The organism is Neorhizobium petrolearium (assembly GCF_017873175.1).
Classification (GTDB): Bacteria; Pseudomonadota; Alphaproteobacteria; order Rhizobiales; family Rhizobiaceae; genus Neorhizobium; species Neorhizobium petrolearium.
The window spans coordinates 1-24,001 of sequence record NZ_JAGGJW010000032.1; the positions used below are offsets into that span (position 1 = coordinate 1).

Genomic DNA, 24,001 nt, shown 5'->3' on the forward strand with positions numbered 1-24,001 from the left:
CGCCCGCGCAGAAGGCCTTTTCACCCGCTCCCGTAATGATGAGCGCACGCACATCCATCCGCTCGACCGCGTCGATCGCATCCGATATCTCGCCGGTCGTCTGGGCGTTCAGCGCGTTCAGCGCGTCCGGGCGGTTGAGTGTGAGAACCGCAAACTCTTCCTGTTGTGTCAATTCGACGGCCATGGGATCCTCACTATGTCCTTCTTCAGTCCGCAGCCTTGAGCAGTTCGCGCGCGATGACGAGTTGCTGGATCTGGGTGGTGCCTTCAAAGATGCGGAAAAGCCGTACGTCGCGATAAAAACGTTCCACGGGATATTCCGCCATGTAGCCCGCGCCGCCGAAAATCTGTACGGCTCGATCGGCAACACGACCGACCATTTCGGACGCGAACATTTTCGCGCAAGCCGCAACCTTGGTGGTGTTTTCCCCAAGGTCGCGACGGGCGGCCGCGTCAAGGATCATACAACGCGCCGCATAGGTGTCGGCCTCACTGTCGGCCAGCATCGCCTGAACGAGCTGAAACTCTGCGATCGGTTGACCGAACTGCTTGCGGTCCTTCGCGTAGGCGACCGATTCCTTAATGAGCCGGTCAGCGATACCGACACAAAGAGCGGCGATATGCAGACGCCCCTTGTCGAGAACCTTCATGGCCGTGCGGAAGCCGTTTCCCTCCTCGTTGCCAAGAAGCGCGCTCGCGGGAACGCGGCAATCCTCGAACACCACATCGCATGTCAGCGCACCACGCTGCCCCATCTTCTTGTCCGGAAGACCAAGCTTTATACCCGGAGTGCCTGCCTCTACGAGGAAGCAGGAGATAGAATTCGACTTCCGCTCGGGTGCGGTGCGGGCCATTACGCTGAACAGGCCGGCGCTCGGAGCATTGGTGATGTAACGCTTGGTGCCGTTCAGGACGTAGTGATCACCGTCCTTGCGCGCCGAAGTTCGCAGCGCCATCGCATCGGAACCGGCGTCCGGTTCGGTCAATGCAAACGAACCGATGAGATCGCCCGATGCCAGGGCCGGAAGATACTTCTGCTTCTGCTCTAGGGTGCCGGCAATAACGATCGACTGCGAACCGATGCCGATATTGGTGCCTGCGACGGACCGGAAAGCAGGAGACGCCCTTCCGAGCTCAAAGACAACCTGGACCTCTTCTTCCATCGACAGTTCGAGCCCGCCGTGCTCTTCCGCGATCGACAGCCCGAAGAGCCCAAGTTCCTTCATTTCCGCAATAACATCCGCGGGAATGGCGTTGGTCTCAACGACTTCCACTTCCCGAGGGATGAGCCGTTCGGTGACAAAGCGGCTGACAGTCTCCAGGAGCATGTTAAATGTATCGGTGTCCAGAGCCATGACTTGTAATCCTCACTAGGCGCGCTTCAATCCGCCGACGATAATCGAGTAATAGTCTTCCGCGACCTGGGCGGCAGAACGCTCGCCGCCAGGCTTAAACCATCGGGCCATCCAGTTAAGCATTGACAGGATGGCGCGGCTCGCATCGACCGGATCAACATCCTTAATTTGCTCCTGCTTCACTCCCTCGCGAATGATCTCGCGAAGCAGGCTCTCGTATTCATCTCGCAGGGCCAAAGCTTCCTGCTTCAAGGTCGGCGTTGCCATACCTCCGTAACCGATCAGCATGGTTACGAAACTCCAGAAATTCTCTTCGAAGTAGCTTGCATGCGAAGTCATGAAGAGCCTGAGGCGATCGAGAGATGCGTTATCGTTGTTCACCGCATCCGATACCTGATCTTTAAGCCCCCTCAGAGCGCGTACAATTATAGCGTCATAGATGTCCTGCTTGGCAGGGAAGTAATGAAATACGGCAGCCTTCGACATGCCGACGGTTGTAGCGATTTCGCTGATAGAACTGGCGTCGAAGCCCTTCTGGGCGAACAGTACAGCGGCCCCATCGAGAATCCGCTCATAAGCATTTTCGAGAACCGGAGGCCGTCCCTGACGGCGTGGGGTCTGCATAGGGGCCACCTTCCTTTCAAGCGATCAAACTTGTTGGACCTATTGTTGACGAGGAGCCAAACATAAGTCAATACAATTCGACCGTACGCCCGGTAAATAATTGGTGCAACATTTGTTAGACAGGTGCCGCATCAACATTCGGGAGAAAGTTAATGTCTGTGAAAGTCGGATTTATAGGTGCGGGTGCTATGGGAGGGCCGATGGCCCTAAGGCTCGCCCGCAACAAATTTGATCTCATCGTTTGCGATGTCAGCGAAAAAGCATTGAGTCCGTTTGGAGAGCTCGGTGTTCGGACGACCCAAAATCCGGCTGATTGCGGTAACTGTGATGTCATCATGCTTATGGTTGCGAACTATGACCAGATTCGCCAGGTTGTTCTGGGGCCGTCGGGTATCGGGACAAACAAGCCCAAGGACAAGACGCAATATTTGATCGTGATGGGAACCGTCCTGCCAGCGGCCATTCGTGAGTTCGCGAACGAGGTCGAGCAATATGGCATCAAACTGATCGATTCTCCGGTGAGTGGCGGGGTGGTCAAAGCTGTAGAGGGCACGCTCACGATCATTCTTGGCGGAGACCGCGCGGATTGCGATGCCGTTAAGCACGTTCTGAGCGTCGTCGGCGAGCAATTTTTTTATTGCGGGCCGGTAGGATCCGCCCAGATCACCAAGATCGTCAACAACGTTGTTTGCATCGCCAACATGATGATCTCCGCGGAGGCCTATCGTATCGGCCTCGATAACGGGCTCTCGCTCAAAGACATGATCCCGGTGATGGAAGCGGGAACCGGCCGAAATTTCTTTACGGAAAATGTCGAGGATGCTCCGAAAGCATACGGAGCATGGGCGCCGACGCGGAAGGACTTCGACTCCATCCAGTCAATCATCCACAAGGATATCGGCCTCGGCCTCAAGATCGGAAGCGGCTCCGGAAAGCTGCCGATGACCGAAGCCTTGCACGATGTGCTATCCAACGTCGGAGACGACAGCTTCAAGACATGGCGAAGAGTGATCGAAACCTTGGAAAGCCTGCGAAAGGGTTGATGTCGGGTAGATGCACCGCAGGTCCAAACTGGATCCACAAAACATGAGCTGTCGAAATGAGGACGCCGGAACCGCTCGCGGCGTCCTCGCACAACCCTGAACCAGTCGCCGAATATTCTGGAACCGTTTCCGAAAGTCTGCCGACATAGTCAAAGCCATTAAAGCACCGTGCGCCGGAAATGGCGCACGGTGCTTTAACTTTCTGACCTACGCATAAGGTCGAAGGATAGTAGTGTATCCGTAAGGATACGAGGAGCGCGCGCTAGGCGGTCAGAAGTACTGTAGTTTCCGGGAATACCAGCCTTGCTTCGGTCTTTGCCTCAAGCTCCTCACGACTGACGCCTGGCGCGAGCTCGCAGACGACCAACCCGTCTTCCGAGACATCCAGCACAGCCAGATCCGTGATTATACGGCTGACCACCGATTTTCCGGTGAGAGGCAGCGAGCACTGCTTAAGGAGCTTGAAGCTCCCGTCCTTGGCCACGTGCTCCATGAGAACGATAACGCGGCCGACACCCCCGACAAGGTCCATGGCGCCGCCCATGCCCTTGACCATCTTTCCCGGGATCATCCAATTGGCCAGATCGCCTTTCTCGCTAACCTGCATACCACCGAGGATGCTGAGGTTCATATGGCCACCGCGGATCATCGCGAAAGACATTGACGAAGAGCATATAGACCCACCCGGGACAATCGTTATCGTTTGCTTCGCGGCATCGATCAGATCCGGATCGACCTCGTCTTCGTATGGAGGGGGGCCGATACCAATCAGGCCGTTCTCCGACTGGAGCCAGACCTGCATGCCATCGGGAACGTATTTGGTCACCTTCTGTCGCTTTGCAGTTAATCGTGAGAATCGCCTGTCAACGATTTCAGAAGGTTAGCTGTACACATAGTTTGAGAATGTACAGTTAAATTGAGATTCAAGATGGGTCTTTGGCATTTAATGTGAGAACCGGGCGCAGCAGCGTAACGGCGTAGAATTTACCCACGACGGCGCATTAAATTCAAAGAATACAGGGCGTTCGTGTTGACGCGATTGCAGTTAATGTGAGAATCCGGTCGCTCGGATTCTCACCTTTAAATGCCAAACCTGGCCGAAACAGCCGCATTCTCACGTTTATCTGCCAAGCGACAACGGATCTCCGCGATCTTCGAACCAGCGATGCTCGGAGCCGTCGATCTGCACCAACTCGCCATAAGCCTCGCGTCGTAGTCGCGGCTGATGAAACGTCCGGCGTTGCTTGCGCGACAGCCACAAGCCAGCATCGACCATCCAGCTTCGCAGTGTCTCGCGCGACACACGCAAGCCATCGCGCTCGGCAAGCTTCTCGGCCGCCAATGTCGGACCGAAATCCGCATAGCGCTCGCCGACCAGCGTCACCGCGTAATCGCGGACACCATCGCTGATCCGGTTGTTCGACGGCCGACCGATCGCCTTGTGCCTTATCGACGCTGCGCCGTCAGTCTTGATCCGGTCCAGCAACCGACGCACCTGACGCGTGCTCAGATCAAGTACATGCGCCGCCGTTACCATCGTCATCCGGCCGTCGATCACCTTCGACAAAACCTCAATCCGCTGCAGATCGCGCTCGCTCATCGCTATCAGTCCCATCCGCAATCTCCCACGTCATCAAAACGTGAGGAGAGTGACATTCCAACTTTGCAGAAACAGGACACTTTAACTTTGCGGCTACATCAAGACATCGCATAACCACAATTATGGAACCATTCGCTCGCTGTGCAAACGCCTGCAGTTGCTGAAAGACTTCAACTAGACTTAGCGGATAATTCGCTCGAGCAGATTGGACAAAGTCTTTGCATCCTCGCCGAGTTCACGGGCGAGCTCTTCCTGAAATGCTTCCGCAATAAGCCCAAGTCGCTGCATCAACTGCTTTCCCTCATCGGTCAACTCAAGCGAGACCAGCCGTAGATCGGCATGATGAACCGACTTGCGAAGATAGCCGGCTTCTTCCAGTCGGGCAGCCGCTCGGCTAACCATCGACTTATCCAGGTTGACACGGGTGTTGATGTCACGGACGCTCACGGGGCCTGAATGATTCAAATGGGCCAGCACCCTCCACTCGGGAATCGTCAACCCCGCTTCAGCTTCATACCGCTCTGCAAACTTGCGACTTACCTGAGCAGCGGCGACGCTGAGGCGATAGGGCAGAAAATGATCCAGCTCGAAAGGCATCGCGATTCTCGTCGTTGCGTCGAGGAAATATCATTGCAATTACAATGAAATTCAAGCCGCCCGACACTTTCCCGTTGACTTCGTTGCAATAGCAACGTTATTTTCATTGCAATAACAACGATATTCGACACTGAGGACATCGGGAGGAGTTCCAATGACCGCACACACTCCGTCGGCAAGCATGACGCGCTCGACCACGACCACAGGCACGGTCGAAGGTTACATGCCGGGTTTCGGCAACGATTTCGAGACAGAGGCGCTGCAGGGTGCCTTGCCGCAGGGCCAGAACTCCCCGCAGAAATGCAACTACGGCCTCTATGCCGAGCAGCTTTCGGGCACCGCCTTCACAGCTCCGCGCGGCCAGAACGAGCGGACATGGTGCTACCGGATCAGGCCTTCCGTCCATCATACCGGCCAGTTCAGCCCGATCGACGTCCCTTATTGGAAGACTGCGCCGAACATCATGCCGCACGACCCGAACCGGCAGAACATCATGAGCCTCGGCCAGTATCGCTGGGATCCTATCCCCCTCCCCGGCGCCGACGAGAACCTGACCTGGATCACCGGCATGCGCACGATCACCACCGCCGGTGACGTCAACATTCAGGTCGGCATGGCAAGCCATGTCTACCTGATCACGCAATCGATGCAGGACGAATATTTCTATTCGGCCGACAGCGAACTTCTGGTCGTGCCTCAGGAAGGCCGACTGCGTTTCTGCACCGAACTTGGCATCATCGATCTGGAACCCAAGGAAATCGCCATCCTCCCACGCGGGCTGGTGTATCGCGTGGAGATTCTGGAAGGTCCCTGCCGCGGTTTCGTCTGCGAGAACTACGGCCAGAAATTCGACCTGCCCGGTCGCGGCCCGATTGGCGCGAACTGCATGGCGAACCCGCGTGACTTCAAGAGCCCGGTGGCGGCATTCGAGGACCGCGATGTCCGTTCTCGCGTGGTGATCAAATGGTGCGGCCAGTTCCACGAGACCTGGATCGGCCACAGCCCGCTCGACATCGTGGCCTGGCACGGCAATTACTGTGCCTACAAATATGACCTGCGGACATATTCCCCGGTCGGCGCGATCCTGTTCGATCATCCCGATCCATCTATCTTCACAGTGCTGACCGCGCCCTCCGGACAGGAGGGAACGGCGAACATCGACTTTGTGCTGTTCCGTGAACGGTGGATGGTGGCCGAGCATTCGTTCCGCCCGCCCTGGTATCACAAGAACATCATGTCGGAACTCATGGGCAATATCTACGGCACCTACGATGCAAAGCCACAGGGCTTTGCGCCCGGTGGCATAAGCCTGCATAATTGCATGCTCCCTCACGGCCCCGATCGCGACGCCTTCGAGGGAGCTTCGAACACTGAACTGAAGCCCGAGAAGCTCGACAATACAATGAGCTTCATGTTCGAGACCCGCTTTCCGCAGCACCTCACGCATTTCGCCGCCAAGGAAGCGCCGATGCAGGAGGAGTATATCGAGGTGTGGGACCGGCTGGAGAAGAAGTTCGACGGTACTCCCGGCATCAAGTAGCCCGAGGCCGGCATCGCCCTCACCATGACCGCACAGCATCCGGCAGCAGGCGCGGCGCGCCCCTCGCGCGCGCGCCTGCCCGATCATTCGACAGGAGAAACATGATGGCCAAACTGCTGCGCAGCCGTGTCGCATCTGCCAACGAGCCGGGATGCGACTTCCCGATACAGAATTTGCCTTACGGTGTGTTCTCGACAGAGGGCTCGGCGCCGCGCTGCGGAGTCGCGATCGGCGACAGTATTCTCGATCTGGCGGCCTGCGAGGCGCAGGGTCTGGTCGATGGCGCGGGTACGTTTGCTCAACCCCAGCTCAACGGGTTCATCGCGCTCGGACGGCCGAAATGGGATGCCGTGCGCGCAGCGCTGAGTCGGCTGCTCGCCGAGGACGCAACACATGAACTGCCGCTCGTGTCCATGGCCGATGCCACCCTGCATCTGCCGATAAAGGTCAACGAATTCACCGACTTCTATGCCTCGAAGAACCACGCCTTCAACGTCGGCGTGCTGTTTCGCGGGCCTGACAATGCGCTGCCGCCGCAATGGACCCATATGCCTATCGGCTATAATGGCCGAGCCTCGTCCGTGGTAGTCTCGGGCACGCCGATCCGCCGCCCGATGGGGCAGATCAAGGGCGAGAACGGCCCGGAATGGACCGCCTGCCGCCGGCTCGACCTGGAACTGGAACTCGGCGCCATCGTCGGCGGCGACAGCACGATGGGCGAACGCTTGACGGTCGAAGAGGCCGAGGCGCTGATCTTCGGCTACGTGCTCTTGAACGACTGGTCGGCGCGCGACATCCAGGCCTGGGAGTACCAGCCGCTGGGACCGTTCCAGTCCAAGGCGCTGGGCACCACCATCAGCCCGTGGATCGTGACGCAGGCAGCGCTTGAACCCTTCCGCAGCGCAGGCGCCGAACGGCTTAACCCGCTGCTGCCATACCTCAAGGAAGACCGCCCCGGCTTCTACGATCTCGACATCGGCTGGACGATGAACGGGCAGACCATGGCCAGGACCAACTACAACGTCATGTACTATTCCAGCGCCCAGCAGCTGGCGCATCATACGGAATCGGGCTGCCCGATGCGGGTGGGCGATCTTATCGGCTCAGGCACGATTTCCGGGCCAAGGCGGGAGGAAACCGGGGCGCTGCTGGAGATGACCCAGGCCGGCAAGGAGCCGGTGACGGTAAACGGCGAATCGCGGACCTTCATCCATGACGGCGACGAGATCGGCCTCTTCGCCCATGCGGATGGTGAAGGTTACCGTATCGGCTTCGGCCCCTGCACAGGCCGCATTCTGCCGGCGCGCACATGAGGGTGGTCCTGCACGATTATTGGCGGTCGTCGGCATCCTACCGGGTGCGGATCGCGCTTGCACTCAAGGGCATCGGTTATGATCGCGTGGCCGTCGATCTGGTCAAGGGCGAGCAGCGCGGAGCGGAGAACCTCGAGTTCAATCCACAAGGGCTGGTGCCGACACTGGAGATCGACGGCAAGCGGCTGACGCAATCGCTGGCGATCATCGAATATCTCGATGAAACCCGCCCGGGGCCGCCGCTGTTGCCGTCGTCACCGGGAGCACGAGCCCATGTCCGCGGGCTGGCACTGGCCATTGCCTGCGAAATCCATCCGGTCTCCAACCTCCGCGTGCTGGCCCGCGTTGAAGCGCTTGGCGGAGCGGAGGCGCGGGCCAGCTGGAATCGCCAGAATATCTCCGATGGGCTTGAGGCCGTAGAAATCCTGCTGGATCAACCCGGCTTCGACGGTCGGTTCTGCCACGGCTCCACCCCGGGCCTCGCCGACTGCACGCTGATACCCCAGCTTTACAACGCCACGCGATGGGGAGCGGACTTCGCACATTTGCCGCGCATCAACGCCGTCGCGGCGAGTTGCGCTGATCTGGCGGCCTTTCACGCAGCGGCACCGGAAGCGCTTACGTGAAACACACCGCCCGTGCGTGTCGGAAAGAGCGGCGGCCTGACCGCCGCAGCCAACGCAGCCGCCGACGGGAGACTTGGAACATGAGGAGCATGGCAAGATGAAGAAGGTCTATTCGAGCGCCGCTGCCGCGCTGGATGGAGTGCTGAAGGACGGAATGCTGATAGCCGCCGGCGGCTTTGGCCTGTGCGGCATTCCCGAACTGTTGATCAAAGCGATTCACGAGGCGGGCACCAAGGATCTGACGATCGCCAGCAACAATTGCGGCGTCGACGATTTCGGCCTCGGCATCCTGTTGTCATCGCGCCAGATCAGGAAGATGATGTCCTCCTATGTCGGCGAAAACGCAGAATTCATGCGCCAGTATTTGTCCGGTGAACTTGAGTTGGAATTCAATCCTCAGGGTACGCTGGCCGAGCGCATGCGCGCCGGAGGCGCTGGCATTCCCGGCTTCTACACCAGGACCGGCGTAGGCACTGTTATCGCCGAGGGAAAGGAACACAAGGATTTCGACGGCGAGACCTGTATTCTCGAGCGGGGCATCGTCGCGGACCTGGCCATCGTCAAGGGCTGGAAGGCGGACGAGAGCGGCAACGTGGTCTTTCGCAAGACCGCACGCAACTTCAACGTACCTGCAGCGAAATGCGGACGCATCTGCGTCTGCGAAGTCGAGGAGATCGTGCCGACCGGCTCGCTCGACCCCGACCACATCCACCTGCCCGGCATTTACGTTCACCGCCTCATCCAGGGCGAGCATGAAAAGCGCATCGAGCAGCGCACCACACGCAAGGAGGCCTGACCATGGCATGGGATCGCAACCAGATGGCGGCCCGCGCCGCGAAGGAATTGCAGGACGGCTGGTATGTCAACCTTGGCATCGGCATCCCGACGCTTGTGGCCAACTATATCCCCGAGGGCGTCGAGGTGACGCTGCAGTCTGAGAACGGCATGCTGGGCATCGGTCCCTTTCCTTATGAGGGCGCAGAGGATCCGGACCTGATCAATGCGGGAAAGCAGACAGTGACCGACCTGCCGCAGACCGCCTATTTCGACAGCTCTGAAAGCTTCGCGATGATCCGTGGCGGCAAGATCGCCATGGCAATCCTCGGCGCTATGGAAGTGGCCGAGAACGGCGATCTGGCGAACTGGATGTTCCCCGGCAAATTGGTCAAGGGGATGGGCGGGGCAATGGACCTGGTGGCCGGCGTCGGTCGCGTGGTGGTGGTGATGGACCACGCCAACAAGGCAGGCGAATCCAAGGTGCTGAAGCGCTGCACCTTGCCTCTGACCGGTCAGAAGGTGGTCGACCGCATCATTACCAATCTCGGCGTGATGGATGTGGTCGAGGGTGGATTGAGGATCGTTGAGCTGGCCGAGGGCGTCAGCGACGAGGAGCTCCGGGCTTCCACCGAAGCGACCATTGTCGCCTGAGGAAAAGTCGTAGATCACTGACGGAATATGGATAACCGCCCCCACCGCGACGGGATATCCGGGCCGTTCCTCTCGACGATGCCGAGAGGAACGCAATGCAAGTTCTCAGACAGTCAGATAGCCACCATCCACCGGCATCATCACGCCGGTGACATAGGAAGACAGCTTCGAGGCCAGGAACAGCACCGGGCCGACGAGCTCGTCCGCCTCACCGAAGCGCTTGAGGGGGATGTGCTCAAGGTATCGGCGGGCGGTTTCGGGATTGTTGCGTGTCGGCTCGGTCATCGGCGTAATCATCAGGCCGGGGGCGATACCGTTGACCCGGATGCCAAACGGCGCAAGTTCGGCGGCCATTGCTGATGTCATGAGACGCACGCCGCCCTTTGATGCGCCATAGCCCATCCCGCCCGTGGTGGCCCGGAAGCTGGCGATCGAGCCCACGTTGACAATGCGTCCCTGCGTCCGTTTGAGCTGCCCGATTAAAACCTTGACCAGTTGCGCGGATGCGAGGGTATTGATGGCGAACTGGTCCTTGATCGAGTCCAGGAACCCATCCTCCTCCATCAGAACCCGGCGCACGATTCCCGCATTGTTGATCACGACGGACACCGGGCCGAGATCTTTCTCCACCTCTTCCGCGAACCGCTCGCTGGCCTCAAGATCCGTGACATCAAGGACGTAGGCAGAGGCGATACCGCCTTCGACGCGGATAGCATCGACCATTCGATGCAGCTTTTCGGCATCACGGTCGAGCGCCGCCACCTTCGCGCCGGCTCGGGCAAGCCCGCCGGCGATCGCGGCACCATTGCCCTGCGCGGCGCCCGTGACCACAACGACATCCCCCTTCAGCAGGTCGGGGCATTTTTCCAGATAGTCGATCATCATTTCCTCCGTGGGCTCGATGAATCCGTTTCAGGGTTAAGTGGTGCAAGTCACGTGAGAAGTCCGTCACAAATGAGCTTCAGGCTGACTGCGATCAGGATCAGGTATATCGCGCGATAGAATCTCTCGGCGGATATGCGGCGAACGAGATATATGCCCGCGAGGTTCGAAAGGACTGCGACCGGCATCAGCGTCGCCGAGTTCACAAGATTGCTTGGATCGAACTGTCCGAGTGCGGCAAAGGGCGCGACCTTCATCAGATTCGTCGCGGCAAAGACCATTGCGCTCGTTCCCGCCAGGATCTGGGGATTGAGACGTTGCGGCAGCACATAAATCTGAAATGGCGGCGAACCGGCATTGGCGACCATGCTCGCGAACCCGGACAAAGCGCCACAGAGCAGTCCGAAGGGTCGATTTTGTCCTGACGGCGAACCACCCGAGGGGTTTGGGGACAAAAGCCGGCGCGCCGCGAATATACCGGCCAGGAGCCCGACGAAGAGCGACAGCATCGCATCCGATACTTGCGCTGCGAAAAGATAACCAAGCAGTACTCCGACAACGGAGCCGGGCAGCAGCAACTTCAGGTTTCGAGCGTCCCAGGAGTGGCGGTAGGCATAGACCGTGAGGGCATCCTGCAGGAGGAGTATCGGCAGGATGATCCCTGCCGCCCGGATTGGCGGCATCACCAGCGCCAGCAGCGGCAAAGACAGCAGGCCAACGCCGGAAAAGCCGCCTTTAGAAAATCCAAGCAGGACCACGGCAGGAATAGCCGCTGCATAGAACAAGGGAGTTACACCCAGGTCGGGCATGGCTCTCAGTCCGTCTGCTGCCAGTCGAGAATTGTTCTGCACTCGTCTGGCAGCATGGCCGACAGCAGCGCCATATCGATGGCTTCTTCGACGACCGTACGGTCGCCGATATGATTGGCAAGGATCAGGACGAGTTTTGCCCAGCGGCGCAGGCTCTGCTCTACGCTCAGTCCCTCGTGCAGACGCACGAGGCCCTCGTAGATGTCATCGTGTCCCGTCAGGTTCGTCGCGGTCTTCAGTGCAGACATGGGCTTCCTCCTTTCGCACGGATCAATGCGGCCTCGATCCCGGTCGCGGTCGGTGACTTCCAACGTGCGGCGACATACTGGTCGGGGCGGACCAGATAGGCGCCGCCCTCGGTCAGGCCCAGTCGATCGGCGGCAATCTCCTGTACCTCGACAAGACGCACGCCCGCTGGCAACTCGCCCTTCCAGCCACGGGCGAGCAACACGAACTCGTCGCCAATGGCGTCCAGCAGCCAGCCGTCGTGATGCGGCGCATCCAGCACCGGCGATCCCGGACCGATACCGGCCTGCCACTCGTCGCTGTCAGGTGTTGAAAGCGCGCTCGCCGGGTAACTCACCGGCGTCGACAGCCGCCCCGAATTCACGAAGGGCCGTGCGAAGGCATGATCCCGCGCCAATTCGAGCACCGCGTCCCGCAAAGCCTGGCTGGCAGCGGATTTCGGAGTCAGGAAGTCCGTCGAACGGGTCGAGTTCAGGATGTTCTCATCCGCCGTCGCAATCGCTTCATCATTATAGGTCTCGATCAGGGTCTCGTCGGCCGCGCCTCTCAGGACGAGATCAAGCTTCCAGCCAAGATTGTCGATATCAGCTAGGCCGCCATTGCAGCCCCGCGCCCCGAATGGAGAAACAAGGTGCGCGGAATCGCCGGCGAAGATCGTGCGGCCATGGGCAAAGCGTCCCATCCGGCGGCACTGGAAGGTGTAGACGGAATACCATTCCTGTTCGAATTCGACGTCGCCAAGCATGGCGCGAATAAACGGCTTGACGTTTTCGGGCCGGATCGCGGCCTCGCGATCGACGTTCCAGCCCAGTTGGAAGTCCAGCCTCCAGACATCGTCCGGCTGCTTGTGCATCAGGGCCGACCGGCCAGGATTGAACGGGGGGTCGAACCAGAACCAGCGTTCCGATGGCATCTCGTGCTTCATTCGAACGTCGGCAATCAGGAAATTGTCCTCGAAGACTCGTCCCTCGAAATCAAGCCCGAGTTTTTCGCGCACGGTCGAACGGGCGCCGTCGCAGGCGATCAGCCATTCCGAGCGGAGCGTGTAGTCGCCGTCCAGGGTGGAAACCGAGAGTTCCACGCCGTCATCGACAGGATTGACGGCGTCGACCCGATGACCCCAGCGGATATCGATATTGGCGAGCCGCTGGCAGCCTTCGAGCAGATACTCTTCGATGTAGTATTGCTGGATATTGATGAATCCCGGCCGCTTCTGCCCCTTCACCGGCAGCGCGTCGAACTGGTAGACCGGGTCATCGTCGTTGCCCCAGAAGACCTTTCCGACGTTCCAGGTCACGCCCTTCTCCACCGCCGGATCGCCGACCCCCAGCCGGTCGAGAATGTCGAGCGACCGCTTGGAAAAGCAGATCGCCTTCGACGCATGAGCCACGAAATCGAGCCGGTTCAGCACCGTCACTGCATGCCCGCGCCGGCCGAGATCCAGCGCCATGGCGAGTCCCACCGGGCCGGCGCCGACGATCACGACGCGGGCGCTGTCCGTGTTTCCGGTCGGCGCGGGGGTCGCGCCGACTTCCTTGTAGACAGGGATTCCCTGCACATTTGCCATGATGTCTTCCTCCCGTTCCCGTCAATCCTGCAATTGCGCCCAGACCTCGCGGTCGCGCTCGGCAGTCCAGATGCGGGGATGTTCGATGCCGGCATATTCGTCCCAAAGCCGCTGGACATCGAAGGGCAGGCAATGTTCGAAAATCGGCCAGGCGCCGAACTCTGGCGCCAACGCATCGCGCGTGGCCTCGAAGGCCTCCTTCAGGCTGCCGCCGGCCCTGTGGACGCGGCCGGCATTGTCGATCATGCCGTTCAGGAACTTGCGGGTCTGTTCGACCGCCGCATCCGTTTCCGTCACACCGCGCGCCACGGCGCCGCGTCCGCCAATCAGGTTCTCGGCCTGATAGGCTTTGACATTGTCGAGCGTTTTCGTCGCCCAGTCGAAGTGATAGGCGTCGCCCGTGTAGAGTGCGGCCTTCGCCTCCACCAGATCGCCGGCGAAGAGCGTGCGGCTCTTGTCGTGCCAGACCACGATGTCGCCGCCTGTGTGGCCACGGCCCAGAAAGCGCAGTTCAAGCTTGCCGCGGTCTCCACCCAGTTCAATGTCGTATTCGGTGTCGAAGGTGATGGTCGGCCATGTCAGACCGGGAACTTCCTCGGCATTCTTGGCAAGACGTGGCATGCGGCCGAATTCGCTTTTCCAATCCTGCTCGCCCCGCTCGGCGACAAGATCGCGCGAGGCGTTGGACATGATGATGTCTTCCGCTGCGAAGGCGCTGGCGCCCAGCACGCGGACAGCATGATAGTGGGTCAGCACCAGATAGCGAACTGGCTTGTCGGTATGCTCGCGCAGGATTTTCAGCCAATCGCGCGAGGCAGCCGGCGTGGCGCGGCTCTCGATGGCGACAACGAAGTCCTCGCCTTCAACCGCGCCTACATTCGGGTCTCCTTCGGCGGTCAGCGCATAGACGCCATCGCTGAGGATTTCGAGCGTATCGGTCTTGGTGGTCGTGTCGGTCGATGAAGCAAAGGGTTTGCTCACAGGGATTCTCCTTCTCACGATGTCGGGCCGAAAGGCCCTGGTTCAGACGATTCTAATTTCTTCGGTCAGATAGACTTCCGGCCTGTGGCTGCCTGCCGCCGGAATTTGGCAATGGTCGAAAGCCAGCCGCGCCGTGTCGGGCGACGAAAAGGTCGTCCAGATGATGAATTGGGGCGGCTCCGGTTCGGACCAGAGGTGATCGCGCCGCATGATGTCGCCGATGGTATGGTCGGCGTGACCGTCGATGAAGCCCTCAAGCCGGGAAATGCCCAGCAGGAGATTGGCGCCGGAGGTGTGGGGACCCGCGCTATCCGCAACAGGTTTCCCGATCACAAAAACCTTTTGGGCGGAGGCGCCGTGCGACGGTGAAGCGTCAACATCCAGACCGGTCAGCCCGTCCAGGAACTTCGGTTCATCTATGACGAGACCACGCGTAACGGAGGAACCTGCGGCCTCGACAACGGACGCGCGATCCCTGAACCAGAGCTCGACGAAGCCGTGAACCGGCCATTCTCCGTCGGGACCCGTCACGCTGGCCGCAAGCACATGGTTCTGATTGTAGCGCACGAGACCCGGCAAATTTCGCGCGATTGCAGCATGTGGACCCGCCCAGTGAGCGCGGAAATCCGCCGGCGTCATTTCCCTTTTGCGCTTGAGCAACGTGATACGCTTGATCGTCATTCGACTTCTCCCTAGGTCGCGCGTCTCGTCAGGCGGCCTTATGGCCGCCAAGGAAGGCGTCGACGACATCCGGATTGTGCAGCAACTCCGCGCCGGTTCCGTGCATGGTCACCTTTCCCAGCGACAGGACGCAGGCCAGGTCGGCAATCCGAAGGGCCGCCTTGGCATTCTGCTCCACCAGCAGGATGCCCATCCCCATCTCGTCGCGCAGGCGGCAGATGAGACGAAAGATTTCCGCCACGACCAGCGGCGCAAGCCCCATCGACGGTTCGTCGAGCATGAGGACTTTCGGGTCGGCGGCAAGAGCCCGGCCAATGGCCAGCATCTGCTGCTCGCCGCCCGACATCGTCCCGGCCGCCTGACCGCGTCGCTCGAGCAGGCGCGGGAAAAGTTCGTAGATATGCTCGATCCTCGCCTGGACAACGGCTTTGGGCTGGCCATAGCCTCCAAGCTGCAGGTTTTCCTCCACCGAGAGCTCGGAAAACACCCGCCGACCTTCCGGCACATGGCGTATACCCGCGCGCGCGATCACCGCCGGCGCCTGCTTTGCAATGGAGCGTCCTTCCTGGCGAATATCGCCCGACCGGATCGGGATGAAGCCGGATATGGTGTTCAGCAAGGTCGACTTGCCCGCACCGTTCGCGCCGACGATCGACAGGATCTGCCCCTTGCGGATCGACAGGGAAACCCCGTGCAGGACTTCGACCGCGCCGTAGCCGGCGACGAGATTTTCAACTGTGAGCAGTTCTTCGGACATCAGGCAGCCTCCTCCTCGTCGCTGCCGAGATAGGCGGCGATGACTTCGGGATTGGTCAATATCTGGGCAGGCGTTCCCTCGGCGAGTTTCCGGCCAAAATTGATGACGACCACATGCGAGGAAATCGACATAACCATCGGCATGTCGTGCTCGACCAACAGAACGGCGCGGCCATCCGCGGCGATGTCTGTCAGTAGCCGGGCCAGGTCGGCGGTTTCGCTCGGGTTCAGACCCGCTGCCGGTTCGTCCAGCAGAATGACCTTCGGATCCTGTGCGAGCGCACGCGCGATTTCGACGCGCCGCTGAAGGCCGTAGGGGAGATCGCTGGCAGGCTGGTGCCACCACTCTTCGGGAACCGAGACGCGACGCAAGGCGTGTGCGGCCCGCTCCGCCATCTCCTCGTTCTCGGTGATGATCGTCCAGGGACGCAGCAGGGTGCTGAGCAGGCCATAGCGGCCAAAACGATAGGCCCCGGCCATGACATTCCTGAGCACGCTCATGCCCGCCGCCATTTGCGGGGTCTGGTAGGTGCGGGCAACCCCCGCCACGGCACGGCGGTGCACCGGCTCATTCGTGATGTCTGCACCTTCCAGCCGGATCGCGCCGTCGTTCAGGGACAGCACGCCGGTGATCAGGTTGATCAGCGTGGTCTTGCCCGCGCCGTTCGGTCCGATCACGGCTGTGATGGCGCCGGGTGCAAGGTCGAAGGAAACACCGGACACCGCCTGGATGCCGCCGAAACGCTTGGTCAGGCCAGAAAGCGAAAGTACCGGAACAGAAATCATGACGAACTCCTCGAGCGAACGAAGCGGAGCAGAGTTTCACCAAGGCCGCGGGGAGCGAACATCATCACCGCGACCATTGTCAGGCCGTAGACGAGAAGCTTGGCATGATCGAAGCTCTCCAGCAGGTTGGGCAGGATGATGATGGCGAAGGCGCCGAAGATAGCTCCCCAGATGGTCGACAGGGAGCCGATGATAACCATCATCAGAAGCTCGATTGAGAGGCTGACGCCGAACGTATTGGCGTTGAAGGAGCGTAGATAGAGGGCGAGCAGGGCGCCGGAAGCTCCTGCAAAAGCCGCGGCGATGGCGAAGACCATGGACTTGGCGCGGACGGTATCGACACCCATGCAGGCGGCGACCACTTCGGATGTACGCAGCACTTCAAGACCACGCCCGAAGCGACCGTCCACCAGAGCGGCGGCGACAATGGCTGCGACCAGAAGAACGACGGCGGAAAGCCAATAGACAACAGTCTCGTGGGACTGCCCCCAGAAGCCGAGGTTCGGAAGGTTCACGATGCCCGGATCGATGCCACCGGTAACCGAACGCCACTGCGAAGCGACCACGAAGAAGACTGCGCCGAGCGCGAGTGTGCCAAGCGCCAGATTATGCCCCGACAACCTGAGGATTGGCCGTCCGATGACATAGCCCAGCAGGCCCGGCAGGAGGATTGCTCCAATCAACGCAACGGGCACCGGCAAGCTGAGCTGCTGCATGGCAAAGGCGGCGGCATAGGCGCCGACGCCCATGAAGGCCCCCTGCCCGATCGATACCTGGCCAGCATAGCCCATCAGCAGCGTCAGGCCGATTGCTGCGATGGCATGGATCATCGACAGGACCACGATCGAGCGGTGGAACTGGTTGGACAACGTCACGCCCAGAATGGCGAGGAAGATCGCCAATCCCAGCAGGATCAGCCCATCGTGGCGAAGGTTGGAGGTAGATTTTGAATTTCGCATCGATCAGACCCTCGAAATTACGGCGCGCCCGGCGAGACCCTGAGGCCGCAGAATGAGCACGAGAATTAGGATGATGAAGCCGATTGCGTCCTTGAAGCCCGATGCCACGTAGCCCGCGGTCACGCTTTCGATGACACCAATCAGCAAACCGCCGAGAATGGCGCCGAGCGGATTGCCGAGACCGCCGACGACGGCTGCGGCGAAACCCTTCAGGCCCAGAAAGATGCCGTTTTCGTAGGATGCGGCGGAGATCGGTGCCATCAGCGTCCCGGCGAGACCGCCGATTGCGGCCGCCATGATCATCGCGATCACCGCAGCCTTCTTGGGTTCGATCCCGCAGAGGGCCGCCGCGCGCGGTTCCTGGCTCGCAGCCCGCATGGCCTTGCCGAATAGCGTGCGCGAAAACAGATACCACAGGGCGAGGCTGAGCACCGCCAGGGTCAGCATGATCCAGATGCCCTGGCTCGGGATATAGACGTTGCCGACGAGGACCAGGGGAATGAACCCGAATTCGGGCACGAAACTGATGTCGCGGCCGAAGACAAGCGCTGCTGCGCCGCGCAGTGCGAGTGCTACGCCTATGGTCAACATCACCAGGGTAAGATGATCGGAATGCCTGGCATTCTCCAGGATGACGCGCTGCATCACCCAGCCAATCGCCGCACTGACCGCCACCGCGACCGGAACCGCAACTCCGGTCGGGAGGCCGGCGATCGTCACCGCTCCCGTCAGTACCACCCCACCAAGCATCAGGAACTCGCCATTGGCGAAGTTGATCAGCTTGGTGGCATTATAGACGATCGTGAAGCCCAGAGCCGCCATGCCATAGATGCAGCCGACTACGATCCCCGTAATGAGGATCTGAATGAATACTTCCACGGGATTCTCTCCTGTGATTGGGGGCGTCATTGGCGGCTCGCGATCCAAGCCACGAGCCGCCGGCGTCTTGGGAGAGCTCAGTCGGCTACGACGAATTCCCCGCCTTTGACCTGCAGCATGATCATCGAGTTGGAGTTCTCATCCAGCCCGTTGTGGTTCGTGTCGGTGAAATTGAACATGCCGTTCGCACCTGCAAAGCTGATGCCGCTGCGCATCGCCTCGGCCAGTTTCACCCGATCCACCTCTCCTCCGGAAGCCTTCACGGCCGCGGCGATAAGAGAGAGTGCGTCGGCGGGATGTGCGATGAAGGTTGTCGGTTCCTTGCCGTATTTTGCACGATAGTTGTCCGCCAGCTTGGTGACGACGCCGCGCATCGGATCGTCCTCGGCGAGGCTCTGGGGCGCCAGGAGCCGCATGGACGACACGTAGCTTCCCTCGGCGGCCGGCCCAGCCTGCTCGATCAAGGCGGGTGAGGCAGCGCCGTAGCCGTTGAAAATCGGCTTGTCATATCCGACAGAGGCGGCATTCTTGAGAATGATCGTGGGACCGGGATTCACGCTCCAGATCAGCAGCGCGTCAGCACCACTGCTCCTCACCTTGAGGACCTGGGGCGTCATGTCCGTATCTTTCGGACCGAACTCCTCCGATGCCATGACAGGCACTCCGAGCTCGTCGGCCACATCCTTGATGACGGTGAGCCCGGCTTGTCCATAACCATCGGCGGAGGAAAGCACCGCGATCGAATTGATGCCGCGCTTTTTCATGAAGGACAGCAAATGCTTGACGACGATGCGATCTGTCGGCGGCACCTTGAACACGAACGGCGTCGGTGGGTTAACAACAGACTCGGCACCGGCGAAGGACACCAGCGGGACCTTGGACTCGTTGGCGACCGCCATGAGAGCCAGCGATTCACCCGTGGTCGACGGACCGATGACGACGTCAACCTGATCGGAGTCGATCAGGCGACGGAACTGCTGCGCCGCCACCGTGCCGTTACCCTCCGTATCGTAGAGGGTCAGCACCACCTTGTTTCCCGTCATCCCTCCGGCCGCGTTATACTCATCGACAAGCATTTCGATGGTTTCGCGCTGGGAACTACCCATGAAGGCGGTTGAACCGGACGCTGCGATCAGCGCTCCAATACGTATCACCTTCTCCTGGGCAGCCACCCCGAATGGGGATGCCAATGACAAAGCAAGTCCTGCGCCTGCCAGAAGCAGGTTTCTGCGATTCAAGTTCATGGTAGTTCCTCCCGTCAACGTAGATTTCGTAAGAGTTTAGTGGTGCTCGCGCGCTGCGTGCATTCCGGCGATGTACCCAAAGGTCATGCCCGGTCCGAGGGTGATGCCGCCCCCCGAATAGTTCCCGCCAAGGACGCTCGCCATGTCGTTGCCGACGGCGTAGAGACCCTGGATCGATTTGCCGTCCTCGCCGATGACGCGGGAATGCTCATCTGTTCGCAGACCGGCAAAGGTGCCGATACTTCCCGGCACGACGCGGACCGCATAGAAAGGGCCCTTCGCTATCGGGGCGAGACACGGGTTTGGCTTGACTTCCGGGTCGCCATGGAAGCGGTTGTATGCGGTGCTGCCGCGGCCGTATTCCGTGTCCACACCGGTAGGAACATCGTTGTTGAAGCGCTGGACAGTCGCCTCGAACGCCGCAGCGTCCATCCCAATGTTCTGCGCGAGTTCCGCCAGAGTGTTGCCGGAGATAAGATAGCCGGATTTGATGGAGGGAGCGAGCGGCAAGGGTGCCGGCTTAACATGGCCGAGACCGTACTTCCTGATGGTGCGATGATCGCAGATCAGGAAGGCTTCGGCCGGCTGACCGTGCTCCGTCATACGTTCCATGCCCTGGACGAAATCATGATAGCTGTTGGCTTCATTGACAAAGCGTCTCCCGGAACGGGCAACGGCAATCACCCCGGGCTTTCCGCGATCGATGAAGTGCGGAAATGGCCCCTTCGTTCCGTCTGCCCTCGGCACAAGGCTGGTCGGCGCCCAGGCGCCCGCATTGGGATAATCCATCAGCGTCTGCGCGCCGATCTGCTCGGCCAGCAGAAGGCCATCGCCAGTATTGCCGGGGCTGGCGGCGGACACATGTTCGCCCTCGCTCGCGACGTGATTGTAGAGCGATTTCCGCCGAGCCACGTCCTGGGCAAATCCGCCGCAGGCCAGGACCACGCCGCGTTTCGCGATGATCCGGCGCAGTCCTTTTGGCGTGAGTACGTCGGCCCCGATCACATTGCCATCGTCGTCACGCAACAAGGCCTTCACCGGGCTGTCGAGCCAGACAGGAACGTCGAGATCCTTTGCGCTCCGATAAAGGCGCGCCGCCAATGCGTTGCCGTTGGTCAGCAGCATCGAGCGTCCTTTCAGGACCTTGTCGACACCGAATTTTGCTATGCGTTTTGACACATAGGCGAAGGACTCCAGGCGCTTCGTGGCGCGATAGAAATGCCAGAGTTCCTTGCCGGATCCGATCGCCAACCCGTAGAGGGTAAGTTCGGAGCGCGGAGGACGAAGCTTGGGGAGGTCTTCACCGAGAATAGCGGCGTTGACCGGGACTGCCAGGATCGATCGCCCCCCTGGCATGCCGCCTGGCGCGTCCGGATGATAGTCGGAAAAGGCAGGTGATGCTTCGAACCGAACGTGGGTGTTCTCGTGCATGAAGTTGACCATCGCCGGCCCAGCGTCGAGAAATGCCTCTGTACGGGCCGCATCGTAGTGGTTGCTCGCCTCATGGCGGATGTAGTCCCGGGCAGCTTCCTTGCTGTCCTGTATCCCGGCCTCTTTACTGACCGGATTGTTTGGCACCCAGAGATAGCCTCCCGAGAAAGCCGTGGTGCCGCCAAACACAGGCTCTTTTTCCGCGACAATCACATTCAAGCCCTGCTTGGCTGCGACTATTGCCGCCGTCAGTCCGCTTGCGCCTGAACCTGCGACGAGCAAGTCGCAATGGACTTCCTCCACCGCGCTTTCCGATGAAATGGCGTTCATTGGTGTTTCCTCGATGTTTTTGAATGCTAGTCCACGCGCTACTGGCGCCTGCGCAGCAACGGGGCCGTCCTTGAGACGGGTCTCCCTACCGCTCAGGCAAGCCGACCTTTCAGGCCAAACTCAAATCCGTTCATTGGGACTCTCCTCACGCACCATCCTCAGTGCAAAACATTATACAATGTGTAATTTCTGTTATTATACGTAATGCTGTCTTTCAATTTGCGCCTTGTCAACAAATTTGTATAATGCTCATCATAAACAATAAGGAGGGCCCGAGTGCTGCTTGAAAACACAAGGAAAATTTCGCCGGAGGACACATCGGAGCGGCCGGCCCAACTCGGAATCCAGTCGGTTGAAATAGCGGGAACGATACTCGACGTGCTGATCCGCGCCGAGGGACCTATGAAGCTGGCCGAACTTGCGGCGAGCCTGAAAATGCCGTCGGCCAAGGTTCATCGCTATCTGGTGAGTCTGATCCGTACCGGGCTTGTGAAGCAGCTCAAGGATTCGTCGAAATACGACCTGGGGCCCGTCGCATTCCAACTGGGAATAAAGGGCTTCGCGCGATTTGAACCGCTGCAGCTCGCTGAAACGATCCTGACCGAACTTGTCGAACAGGTGGGCGAGACCTCTGCCTTGGCCGTATGGACAGACAAGGGTCCCACGATGGTCCGGGTCATGGAAGCGCGCCATGACTTTGCGACATCCGTCGCTCCGACTCACCACTGCCCTATGACGTTCTCTGCCACCGGCCTGGTTTTCAGCAGCTTTGACGACCCCGGCCGGACCGAAGGACCAATCGAGCGTGAGCTGGAACAGAATCGCGCAAGCGGAAGGGTCAACGCGCCCAAGGAACGCGCGGCGTTGGCAGAGTTGATACGCGAAACCCGTAGCCGGGGCTTCGCCTGCATCGCCGACGGCGGTGGAGACGGATTCGGCGCTGTCAGCGTCCCAATATTCGACCCGACGGGCCGGTTGTTGATGGCATTGACAGTCTTCGGGCGCACGAGGCGCGTTGACAGCGGGCCCGATAGCGCACTTGCGCGCATTGTCGTGGCGTCCGGGAAACGACTTTCTGAGGCCTTCGGCTTCCGCTATTGAGCGCCGTCAGCGCTCTTGAAAGCCTGATCGGCCCAGTCGGCCCGAAGCTGCGATTTTGGCCAACTCGAAGAACGTTGTGGAAACATGCTTGTGGGATTGAGCTGAGAAGCGCTCGCTCATGACATTGCGCTCCAATTTGAGGAGCGTAGTGATGAGTACGGGTATTTCTAGTTCGGATTTTGTCGAACCAATGGAGCCTGAGCTTCGCCGACATTGATTTCATCAATTCCAAACCGGCCGCTACGAGGCTCGGCCTCCGGATCGTGCATAGCGAAAACGTACCGATGGCCCGCAAACTGCTCAGCCAGGAAGTCGCGAACAGCTCCTTCGAAAGCGACAGCATCCGTGCCGGCACGCGCCGACATGATCACGTGCATCACGTCACGGCTCTTGCGGCTGTGCAGCTCATCCCGCCATTCCTTTTGCACTAGGTCGCCCGCAGCCTTGTCATCGGCAATCAAGCGTCCCTGATCGTCTCGAACGTCGTTCCGCTGCGCGATCAGGTCTCGCAACTTGGCAGCGCCATATTCCACGCCATTGCCATAGCCTGTGAACGAGAAAGCCGCGGGGGCCTCTTTCGCAACGGCGCTGGCGTCGAAACGCTCCTGAACGATGGCGGCCGCCTTCGCGTCAGCCGTCAGCCGCTCGCCCTGCCCGCTGCGCAACACGACATAACCCTCGACCTTCAGCGATCCGTCGTTTCGGGTTTCGACAGAGTAAGCGTAGCGTCGATCACCAAAGCCACTGCTGACAATGTCCCGCACCTGCTCATGCGGGTTCGAGCCGCCGGAAACGCTCACCTCGACGCTAAACGCGCCGATATCGCGGCTCTCGGTCCTGTTTTGGAAAAGGTGATTCCAATCGCCACGGAGACGCGCCAGCTCCTCACGGCCACGCAACGTCTCGCCGTTTTCGTTCTCAACCTTCAGCTCCCCCCCTCTGGAAACATAGTTGAGCATCGAGCCGACGCGGGCGCCACCACCGTAGGAAGCCAGTTTGACAACTGCTGGCTGGCTCCCTTTGGCAACGCTTGCAAGACGAACGTCCATTGATCGCATAGCACCCGAACCGGCAGCCATCGTCCTCGAAGGCGATGACACGTTGAATGCCGATGTCCTCACCCCTCCCCTAGTGTGACGTCCCAGAGATTATGACTCGTTGAGCAAAGGTATTGGATAAGACTTTGCCATCTTTTCGCGGGCTTGGTCTGTCGAGAACATCCA

The 24,001-nt window shown here is 60.0% G+C and carries 24 protein-coding genes and 2 pseudogenes; 7 read left to right on the top strand and 19 right to left on the bottom strand.

Translation table 11 applies throughout. The features are described 5' to 3' along the window. The 3 genes from J2046_RS32520 to J2046_RS32530 form a co-directional block, all read right to left on the bottom strand. Nucleotides 1-184: enoyl-CoA hydratase/isomerase family protein (locus tag J2046_RS32520; protein WP_210058862.1), on the bottom strand; the 184-nt coding region annotated here is incomplete at its 3' end. Nucleotides 185-206: 22 nt separating this feature from the next. After that, the gene (locus J2046_RS32525) at nt 207-1,355 is read right to left on the bottom strand and encodes an acyl-CoA dehydrogenase family protein (protein WP_210058864.1); all 1,149 of its coding nucleotides are present in this window, start codon (nt 1,353-1,355) and stop codon (nt 207-209) included. A gap of 15 nt (nt 1,356-1,370) precedes the next feature. Next, complete coding sequence (locus J2046_RS32530) at nt 1,371-1,979, bottom strand: TetR/AcrR family transcriptional regulator (protein ID WP_210058866.1); 609 nt, start codon at nt 1,977-1,979, stop codon at nt 1,371-1,373. Between the two features lie 152 nt (nt 1,980-2,131). On the opposite strand from J2046_RS32530, the gene J2046_RS32535 reads away from it, so the two are divergent. Beyond that, complete coding sequence (locus J2046_RS32535) at nt 2,132-3,022, top strand: NAD(P)-dependent oxidoreductase (RefSeq protein ID WP_210058868.1); 891 nt, start codon at nt 2,132-2,134, stop codon at nt 3,020-3,022. A gap of 262 nt (nt 3,023-3,284) precedes the next feature. Here the strand turns inward: J2046_RS32535 and J2046_RS32540 are convergent, their stop codons facing one another. The 3 genes and pseudogenes from J2046_RS32540 to J2046_RS32550 all read right to left on the bottom strand — a co-directional run bounded on the left by J2046_RS32540 (nt 3,285) and on the right by J2046_RS32550 (nt 5,219). After that, on the bottom strand, nt 3,285-3,848 hold the full coding sequence (locus J2046_RS32540) for a 3-oxoacid CoA-transferase subunit B (protein WP_227705961.1): 564 nt from the start codon (nt 3,846-3,848) through the stop codon (nt 3,285-3,287). Between the two features lie 303 nt (nt 3,849-4,151). Beyond that, nucleotides 4,152-4,637, bottom strand: a pseudogene (locus J2046_RS32545) (helix-turn-helix domain-containing protein); the annotation flags it as partial. Between the two features lie 165 nt (nt 4,638-4,802). Further along, entirely contained in the window at nt 4,803-5,219 is a 417-nt protein-coding gene (locus J2046_RS32550; protein WP_210058870.1) for a MarR family winged helix-turn-helix transcriptional regulator, read from the bottom strand. Between the two features lie 181 nt (nt 5,220-5,400). On the opposite strand from J2046_RS32550, the gene hmgA reads away from it, so the two are divergent. From hmgA to J2046_RS32575, 5 genes are all read left to right on the top strand, one after another. Further along, on the top strand, nt 5,401-6,759 hold the full coding sequence (hmgA, locus tag J2046_RS32555) for a homogentisate 1,2-dioxygenase (protein WP_227705974.1): 1,359 nt from the start codon (nt 5,401-5,403) through the stop codon (nt 6,757-6,759). Nucleotides 6,760-6,860: 101 nt separating this feature from the next. Continuing rightward, complete coding sequence (gene fahA / locus J2046_RS32560; RefSeq protein WP_210058874.1) at nt 6,861-8,072, top strand: fumarylacetoacetase; 1,212 nt, start codon at nt 6,861-6,863, stop codon at nt 8,070-8,072. Further along, the gene (gene maiA / locus J2046_RS32565) at nt 8,069-8,698 is read left to right on the top strand and encodes a maleylacetoacetate isomerase (protein ID WP_210058876.1); all 630 of its coding nucleotides are present in this window, start codon (nt 8,069-8,071) and stop codon (nt 8,696-8,698) included. The genes fahA and maiA overlap by 4 nt, the downstream gene beginning before the upstream one ends. A 97-nt stretch (nt 8,699-8,795) precedes the next feature. Beyond that, entirely contained in the window at nt 8,796-9,494 is a 699-nt protein-coding gene (locus J2046_RS32570; protein WP_210058878.1) for a CoA transferase subunit A, read from the top strand. 2 nt (nt 9,495-9,496) lie between these two features. Continuing rightward, nucleotides 9,497-10,126, top strand: coding sequence for a 3-oxoacid CoA-transferase subunit B (locus J2046_RS32575; protein WP_210058880.1), 630 nt, complete (start codon nt 9,497-9,499; stop codon nt 10,124-10,126). Between the two features lie 105 nt (nt 10,127-10,231). Here J2046_RS32575 and J2046_RS32580 read toward each other — a convergent pair whose 3' ends face one another. The 12 genes from J2046_RS32580 to J2046_RS32635 all read right to left on the bottom strand — a co-directional run bounded on the left by J2046_RS32580 (nt 10,232) and on the right by J2046_RS32635 (nt 21,677). Continuing rightward, a complete protein-coding gene (locus J2046_RS32580; protein WP_210058882.1) occupies nt 10,232-11,008 on the bottom strand; it encodes an SDR family NAD(P)-dependent oxidoreductase in 777 nt (258 codons plus the stop codon). Between the two features lie 50 nt (nt 11,009-11,058). After that, complete coding sequence (locus J2046_RS32585) at nt 11,059-11,817, bottom strand: sulfite exporter TauE/SafE family protein (protein ID WP_227705960.1); 759 nt, start codon at nt 11,815-11,817, stop codon at nt 11,059-11,061. A 5-nt stretch (nt 11,818-11,822) separates the two neighbouring features. Beyond that, on the bottom strand, nt 11,823-12,065 hold the full coding sequence (locus J2046_RS32590; protein ID WP_210058884.1) for a DUF2783 domain-containing protein: 243 nt from the start codon (nt 12,063-12,065) through the stop codon (nt 11,823-11,825). Continuing rightward, nucleotides 12,053-13,630: an FAD-dependent oxidoreductase gene (locus J2046_RS32595; RefSeq protein ID WP_210058886.1), complete on the bottom strand. Its 1,578-nt coding sequence runs from the start codon at nt 13,628-13,630 to the stop codon at nt 12,053-12,055. Before J2046_RS32595 ends, J2046_RS32590 begins: the two co-directional genes overlap by 13 nt. A gap of 21 nt (nt 13,631-13,651) precedes the next feature. Beyond that, nucleotides 13,652-14,611: an MBL fold metallo-hydrolase gene (locus tag J2046_RS32600; protein ID WP_210058887.1), complete on the bottom strand. Its 960-nt coding sequence runs from the start codon at nt 14,609-14,611 to the stop codon at nt 13,652-13,654. Nucleotides 14,612-14,653: 42 nt separating this feature from the next. Continuing rightward, nucleotides 14,654-15,292 (bottom strand): EthD family reductase, encoded by a 639-nt coding sequence (locus J2046_RS32605; RefSeq protein ID WP_210058888.1) that lies wholly within the window; start codon nt 15,290-15,292, stop codon nt 14,654-14,656. 28 nt (nt 15,293-15,320) lie between these two features. Continuing rightward, nucleotides 15,321-16,049: an ABC transporter ATP-binding protein gene (locus J2046_RS32610; RefSeq protein WP_233470433.1), complete on the bottom strand. Its 729-nt coding sequence runs from the start codon at nt 16,047-16,049 to the stop codon at nt 15,321-15,323. Continuing rightward, entirely contained in the window at nt 16,049-16,834 is a 786-nt protein-coding gene (locus J2046_RS32615) for an ABC transporter ATP-binding protein (RefSeq protein ID WP_210058889.1), read from the bottom strand. Before J2046_RS32615 ends, J2046_RS32610 begins: the two co-directional genes overlap by 1 nt. Next, nucleotides 16,831-17,793: a branched-chain amino acid ABC transporter permease gene (locus tag J2046_RS32620; RefSeq protein ID WP_210058890.1), complete on the bottom strand. Its 963-nt coding sequence runs from the start codon at nt 17,791-17,793 to the stop codon at nt 16,831-16,833. Before J2046_RS32620 ends, J2046_RS32615 begins: the two co-directional genes overlap by 4 nt. Nucleotides 17,794-17,796: 3 nt before the next feature. Then, nucleotides 17,797-18,672 (bottom strand): branched-chain amino acid ABC transporter permease, encoded by an 876-nt coding sequence (locus J2046_RS32625; RefSeq protein ID WP_210058891.1) that lies wholly within the window; start codon nt 18,670-18,672, stop codon nt 17,797-17,799. A 77-nt stretch (nt 18,673-18,749) separates the two neighbouring features. Further along, complete coding sequence (locus J2046_RS32630; protein WP_210058892.1) at nt 18,750-19,916, bottom strand: ABC transporter substrate-binding protein; 1,167 nt, start codon at nt 19,914-19,916, stop codon at nt 18,750-18,752. A 36-nt stretch (nt 19,917-19,952) separates the two neighbouring features. Beyond that, entirely contained in the window at nt 19,953-21,677 is a 1,725-nt protein-coding gene (locus J2046_RS32635; protein ID WP_210058893.1) for an FAD-dependent oxidoreductase, read from the bottom strand. A gap of 276 nt (nt 21,678-21,953) precedes the next feature. Between J2046_RS32635 and J2046_RS32640 the strand changes: the two genes are divergently transcribed. Beyond that, on the top strand, nt 21,954-22,778 hold the full coding sequence (locus J2046_RS32640; protein ID WP_210058894.1) for an IclR family transcriptional regulator: 825 nt from the start codon (nt 21,954-21,956) through the stop codon (nt 22,776-22,778). A 227-nt stretch (nt 22,779-23,005) separates the two neighbouring features. Here J2046_RS32640 and J2046_RS32645 read toward each other — a convergent pair. Next, nucleotides 23,006-23,833 (bottom strand): annotated as a pseudogene (locus J2046_RS32645) (conjugal transfer protein TraA); the annotation flags it as partial. Nucleotides 23,834-24,001 lie beyond the last annotated feature (168 nt).

Bases quoted from the DNA above. Each gene is read 5' to 3' on its own strand.
- J2046_RS32570 (WP_210058878.1), top strand. From the start codon at position 8,796: ATGAAGAAGGTCTATTCGAGCGCCGCTGCCGCGCTGGATGGAGTGCTG.
- J2046_RS32610 (WP_233470433.1), bottom strand. From the start codon at position 16,049: ATGTCCGAAGAACTGCTCACAGTTGAAAATCTCGTCGCCGGCTACGGC.
- J2046_RS32590 (WP_210058884.1), bottom strand. From the start codon at position 12,065: ATGTCTGCACTGAAGACCGCGACGAACCTGACGGGACACGATGACATC.
- J2046_RS32550 (WP_210058870.1), bottom strand. From the start codon at position 5,219: ATGCCTTTCGAGCTGGATCATTTTCTGCCCTATCGCCTCAGCGTCGCC.
- J2046_RS32615 (WP_210058889.1), bottom strand. From the start codon at position 16,834: ATGATTTCTGTTCCGGTACTTTCGCTTTCTGGCCTGACCAAGCGTTTC.
- J2046_RS32605 (WP_210058888.1), bottom strand. From the start codon at position 15,292: ATGACGATCAAGCGTATCACGTTGCTCAAGCGCAAAAGGGAAATGACG.
- fahA (WP_210058874.1), top strand. From the start codon at position 6,861: ATGATGGCCAAACTGCTGCGCAGCCGTGTCGCATCTGCCAACGAGCCG.
- J2046_RS32525 (WP_210058864.1), bottom strand. From the start codon at position 1,355: ATGGCTCTGGACACCGATACATTTAACATGCTCCTGGAGACTGTCAGC.
- J2046_RS32630 (WP_210058892.1), bottom strand. From the start codon at position 19,916: ATGAACTTGAATCGCAGAAACCTGCTTCTGGCAGGCGCAGGACTTGCT.
- J2046_RS32575 (WP_210058880.1), top strand. From the start codon at position 9,497: ATGGCATGGGATCGCAACCAGATGGCGGCCCGCGCCGCGAAGGAATTG.
- J2046_RS32535 (WP_210058868.1), top strand. From the start codon at position 2,132: ATGTCTGTGAAAGTCGGATTTATAGGTGCGGGTGCTATGGGAGGGCCG.
- maiA (WP_210058876.1), top strand. From the start codon at position 8,069: ATGAGGGTGGTCCTGCACGATTATTGGCGGTCGTCGGCATCCTACCGG.
- J2046_RS32585 (WP_227705960.1), bottom strand. From the start codon at position 11,817: ATGCCCGACCTGGGTGTAACTCCCTTGTTCTATGCAGCGGCTATTCCT.
- J2046_RS32595 (WP_210058886.1), bottom strand. From the start codon at position 13,630: ATGGCAAATGTGCAGGGAATCCCTGTCTACAAGGAAGTCGGCGCGACC.
- J2046_RS32580 (WP_210058882.1), bottom strand. From the start codon at position 11,008: ATGATCGACTATCTGGAAAAATGCCCCGACCTGCTGAAGGGGGATGTC.
- J2046_RS32620 (WP_210058890.1), bottom strand. From the start codon at position 17,793: ATGCGAAATTCAAAATCTACCTCCAACCTTCGCCACGATGGGCTGATC.
- J2046_RS32635 (WP_210058893.1), bottom strand. From the start codon at position 21,677: ATGAACGCCATTTCATCGGAAAGCGCGGTGGAGGAAGTCCATTGCGAC.
- J2046_RS32530 (WP_210058866.1), bottom strand. From the start codon at position 1,979: ATGCAGACCCCACGCCGTCAGGGACGGCCTCCGGTTCTCGAAAATGCT.
- hmgA (WP_227705974.1), top strand. From the start codon at position 5,401: ATGACGCGCTCGACCACGACCACAGGCACGGTCGAAGGTTACATGCCG.